A 4,576-nucleotide genomic window follows, 5' to 3' on the forward strand; every position below is an offset into this window, starting at 1 on the left:
CGGCGCTTGAGCTGCTGACGGGCATGATCCCGGTGCCAGCCAGTCAGCTCCACCACCGTATCCAGAATCTGACCCTTGACCTTCTTGGAAGCCGCAGCATACCTGGCCGCATAGTGCTTGGTGACTTTAATCCGAGTCTGCATCGAAACATCCTTATGCGTCATACCCCATCGTCGCCCCACCCCAGCCCACCGGTAAAGACATTTCGCGGGGAAACTACCTGAGGCACGGCCCCTGCCTACGCGGGGACTTTCTATGAGTCTCGTCGATCTCTGGATTTAGCCTGTGCTCGGCATGTAGAATCTCGTCATACCCTGCCAGTTGGTGACGCCCGTTAATCGAGGAGTGTGCAGTTCCGGTGAACATGTGATCTCCACTCAGCCCTGCTGAGAAGTGACCCAAGCTTCTACCCCCCGGAGATCACTATGCCCGCAATTGCCCTCGATGATGTTTCTTTTTCCTATGGCTCCCGTCTCGTCCTCGACCGTGTGAGTCTGCACGTTTCTGCCGGTGAGCGAGCCTTCTTAATCGGCCCGAACGGGGTCGGTAAATCAACGCTGCTGAAAATTCTGACCGGTGATCTGATACCCGTTTCGGGAGGAGTTGTTTCTGGCGTTGTTCCTCAGCGTATTCCCGATCCGGAGTCTTTCGACGGCAGCGTTGCGCAGTTCCTCGACTCGGCACTGGCACCGTTCAGGGAGCTGTTGTTGCGTTTTGAGCAAGTCACTGAGGCCATCGCGTCTGGGCAGGATGGTCTTGCGGGCGAGTACGATCAGATCCTCGCTCGGTTGAACGCGCTGGATGTATGGTCATTGGATTCACGCGTGAACGAGACTCTTGCCGGGCTGGGTCTCGTCGAACTGACTGGGTCTGGTGCAAATCGGATGTTGGTCAGACTTTCGCCCGGCCAGCGTGCGCGGTTGGAGCTAGCTGTGCTGCTGATCATCCGGCCTGAGGTGCTGATCCTCGATGAACCGACCAACCACTTGGACGGCGAGGCCATCGAATTCCTGGCAACTGTCGTCAATAACTGGGACGGTCCAGTGCTCGCCGCCAGCCATGACCGGGCTTTCATCGAGAATTCCGCCACCGTTATCTACGACATGGATATCACCGTGTGGCAGGAATTAGCCAAAGTAGACGGTGAGGAGCTAGTGGGCGTTTACCGCAACGCGGGCAACTACACTGACTACCTAGCCGCCAAGGCGACCGCCCGAGAGAAGCACCTGCAGATCCACGCCGCGCAACAGGACGAAAAGCGCGAGTTGCACGAGCACCGGCACGAGAGCATGAAGATTGGCCGCGGTGGTGTCCGGGTCGAAACAGCGGTTGGCAAGCAGAAGAAGTTCTTCACGGACCGGGCGGCAGCGACAGCGGTAAAGAGAACGCGTGCAGATGATGTTCGCTTGGAGCGCCTTGTCCAGCGCGAGGTACGAAAACCCCGTCACTACGATTTGGAGTTCCCCTCCCTCGAAACTGACCCTCGATCTGGTCTGGCCGTTTCAGCCAGGGACGCGACGGTGGTAGGTCGGCTTGCGCCGGTCACGTTCGATCTCAGCAGAGGCGAACACCTCGTCGTGACGGGGACAAACGGGGCAGGGAAATCAACCCTGCTGAACTGGGTTGCTTCCGGTAACCCGCCGACCAAGGTGACCAGCAAGGGCACCATTACCCGCGATGAACCCGTCGGTCAGGTGCTGCAGAGGCTTCCAGCTGAGTCAGACCCAGGCTTTGAATCGCAGACGTGGAGGAACGGGGTTGGCTCGGCTGGGAAAGGAATCTTGCATCCGTCTATGTGGCGCACCCCAATTCCCGACTTGTCGGCAGGGAATCAACGCCGCGCCCAACTCGCAATCGCATTGGCCCGTCGTCCAACCGTGCTAATAATCGACGAACCTACCAACTACCTCGATTTGGAGACGATGGACGCGCTTGAAGAAGCGCTGCGCAACTGGCAAGGAACCCTAATCATCGCCAGTCATGACCGTTGGCTGATTGAACACTGGCACGGACGCCATCTCCACCTCAAGCCTATGTGCCAGTCACCATCAATATGAGAATTGGGAACCGTCATTGAAGCTTTGGCAGAGCTGATGGTTGCTGCTAAGGAGATGGGGGAGCTGGACGAATAGCCCCCTAAAGATTTTGTCGGACTGACAGGATTTGAACCTGCGACCCCTACACCCCTAGTGTAGTGCGCTACCAAGTTGCGCCACAGTCCACCGCCACCCTTTAAAAAGGGCAACGGCGATAAGGGCGCTGATGAAGCCCGCGCAGATGAGTGTCATGACCAGTACGTAGGCGCAGGCCGATGGAAAACAGCATGAGGGTCACGCCGATGACGGCGAGAAGATCGAGGAACTCGACATGTTTCACACCCGGGGCATTGAGTGCGAAGCCGGAGGCGACGAACCCAATGAAGGGCGGCAGTCGCGCGGCCCAGGCGATGAGGCCGCAGGCGAAGAGTGAATCGAGGAGACGAGCAGGTCCCGGAGATGGGGGGTCTTTTCAAAAGATCCTTCTCAAAACGGGAAGCTTCTTTTCTCGTATGGAGCGAAGGGGTAGTGCGTGGGGGAGTTCGATGCTTTGTTCGAGCGTAACCGGGTGGTGTCTATCCGTGGTGTTGCAATAGAAGACGAGACGGAATGTGCGTGTCCCGAGAATGTTTTTGGACAGTACGTTTACCGTAGGGATTTTAGCCCCAAGGAGGCATGCTCGGAGGGGTACAGCGAGGAAATGATTGATTGGGAGGTCCAAAGCAAGTTCGGTTTGTCCTTCTTCAATACCTCCCGGCTGAACTTGACCACCATTGCCAAGCTCGACGATCACGTCTACGACGCGCTGATGGACTACGTCGGCGCGTTTTCTTCCTCCGTGCGCGACGTGTGGGATGCCTTCGATTTCGCAGTGAAGATGAAGACCCTTGACACTGCGCACCGCTTGTGGCCGGTTGTGAAGCACTTCGCCACCATCGACATGAGCATGCAGGATCTGCCCGACGCACAGATGGGCGACCTGTTCCAGCACGTCATGTACAAGGCCTTTGACACGAAGGGTAAGGCTGCGGGTGCGTTTTATACCCCGCGTGATGCGATCCGGCTGATGGTGGATATTCTATTCGTTTCCGAGGACGTTGGCCTGACCTCCGACGGCGCTTCTCGCACTGTCTATGATCAGACAAATAGTTCTAGACGCAGACTCGAGGAAACTACCCAAACTCGGTGTTCCTCGAGTTTCTAGACGGCGCAGGATACGCGGGGGCTTTGCGTGGCGACCTTGGACACATGTTGAACTTCGAATCCACTCAGGATTTCATACAGGTTAAGTCAATCCTGGTGCGCTTACGCAGAGCACTTCAGCAGATTTGTTTCCTTACCCCTCGCGAAATCGAGCATGCAGTGCTGCTCTCACCAGAAGGGGATTTACAAAGAGTCCAGCAGTACCTGAAGAGCGAAGGCTATCCCCCCGACGAGGTCGCTCGAGCCATTCAATCTGCAGTTGCTAGGGGAATCATCCGCCGTGAAACAAATCGGCTCGTCATCTCGTCAGAAAGGTTGCCGATCGCACGTAGCCTCCTTCTCCTAGATCTTGTCGTTCTTTCGTCAGAACATCTCGAGGTTCCGCTAGGGGGCTCAGAAACGGTCTACATGGTCCCTGGATACGGAGCCGACTTCGGCTGCACCCATAGAAAGCTGACTCAGAAGATTCAACTAGCTGGTACAAGCGCCTTATGGCCTGACGACACAGCCGTGCAGCAAGACCTTGAGTGGCTAATGGTCGAGCAAGTGCTTAGTAAGCACCCAATCGATGACGACTAGGTGGGTACGCCTCCTCTGCGCTGCCCGAGACTTCAGTCGTGTGGCGGTGAGCTCGGAATGTATCCGCTCATTCAATGGGCTCTTGGGTGCCCAAGCTCACCAGAAGAGAATTGACCAAGCGGTAATGAATCCAGAGTGGCTAGTCCGTTGATCATCGTTTTTCATGGCGTCGACTTCTTTCGTGTTACGTACGAACACCATCTGATTAGGCTAATAGCAACTCGTTGATGGCGATACCATTCGGCGACTTCTAGGCCTTTTGGCGCTCCAAGAGCAGTCGGAGGTTTTGTCAGTTAATACTGCTGCGGCCAGCTGCTGCCCCGCTATTGTTGCGCGCGAAATCCCGACTGGTTCACCCCTCTACGGGCACCAGCCGAAGTGGAGGCGTGCCGGACACTCAGCGGTTCAGCAGGTTAATCTCCAAACGACGACGCCGGTACGAATTCCCAGGTCATAGCCGGTAATGACGCTATCCGATGGCACCACTCTGCACTTGGGTCTTGTATCCATCGTGATAAGTTGTGCGATGGTGATGTTTGATGTCGGATACATGGCTCTTCACAATCGAGGGTGTAGACGGGGCTTGAATCCTCCGCTCTCGAGCAAGGACCTGGCGATGTAGTTGGTGAGATTCCGGAAGCCCAGGGCGGATCCGCGCAGGTGTTCGAGTCGTCCGTTGATGGCCTCGGTGGGTCCGTTGGAGGTTCCGGGGCGGTCGAAGTAGGCCAGGATGTCTGCCGCCCTTTTCTTCAGCGTCC

General features: G+C 56.6%; 3 protein-coding genes and 1 tRNA gene. 2 read left to right on the plus strand and 2 right to left on the minus strand.

What is annotated here, in order from left to right:
• The first annotated feature begins 425 nt into the window (after window positions 1-425).
• On the plus strand, window positions 426-2,057 hold the full coding sequence (locus DYI20_RS11965; protein ID WP_122549573.1) for an ABC-F family ATP-binding cassette domain-containing protein: 1,632 nt from the start codon (window positions 426-428) through the stop codon (window positions 2,055-2,057).
• Between the two features lie 91 nt (window positions 2,058-2,148).
• Here the strand turns inward: DYI20_RS11965 and DYI20_RS11970 are convergent.
• Window positions 2,149-2,222: transfer RNA gene (locus DYI20_RS11970), tRNA-Pro, on the minus strand.
• 346 nt (window positions 2,223-2,568) lie between these two features.
• Here DYI20_RS11970 and DYI20_RS11980 point away from each other — a divergent pair.
• Window positions 2,569-3,240, plus strand: coding sequence for a type I restriction-modification system subunit M N-terminal domain-containing protein (locus tag DYI20_RS11980; protein ID WP_208392151.1), 672 nt, complete (start codon window positions 2,569-2,571; stop codon window positions 3,238-3,240).
• A gap of 1,136 nt (window positions 3,241-4,376) precedes the next feature.
• Here the strand turns inward: DYI20_RS11980 and DYI20_RS11990 are convergent.
• Window positions 4,377-4,576 (minus strand): transposase (locus DYI20_RS11990; protein ID WP_146206787.1); only part of this gene is annotated, 200 nt, incomplete at its 5' end.

The organism is Auritidibacter ignavus (genome assembly GCF_003703835.1).
Classification (GTDB): Bacteria; Actinomycetota; Actinomycetes; order Actinomycetales; family Micrococcaceae; genus Auritidibacter; species Auritidibacter ignavus.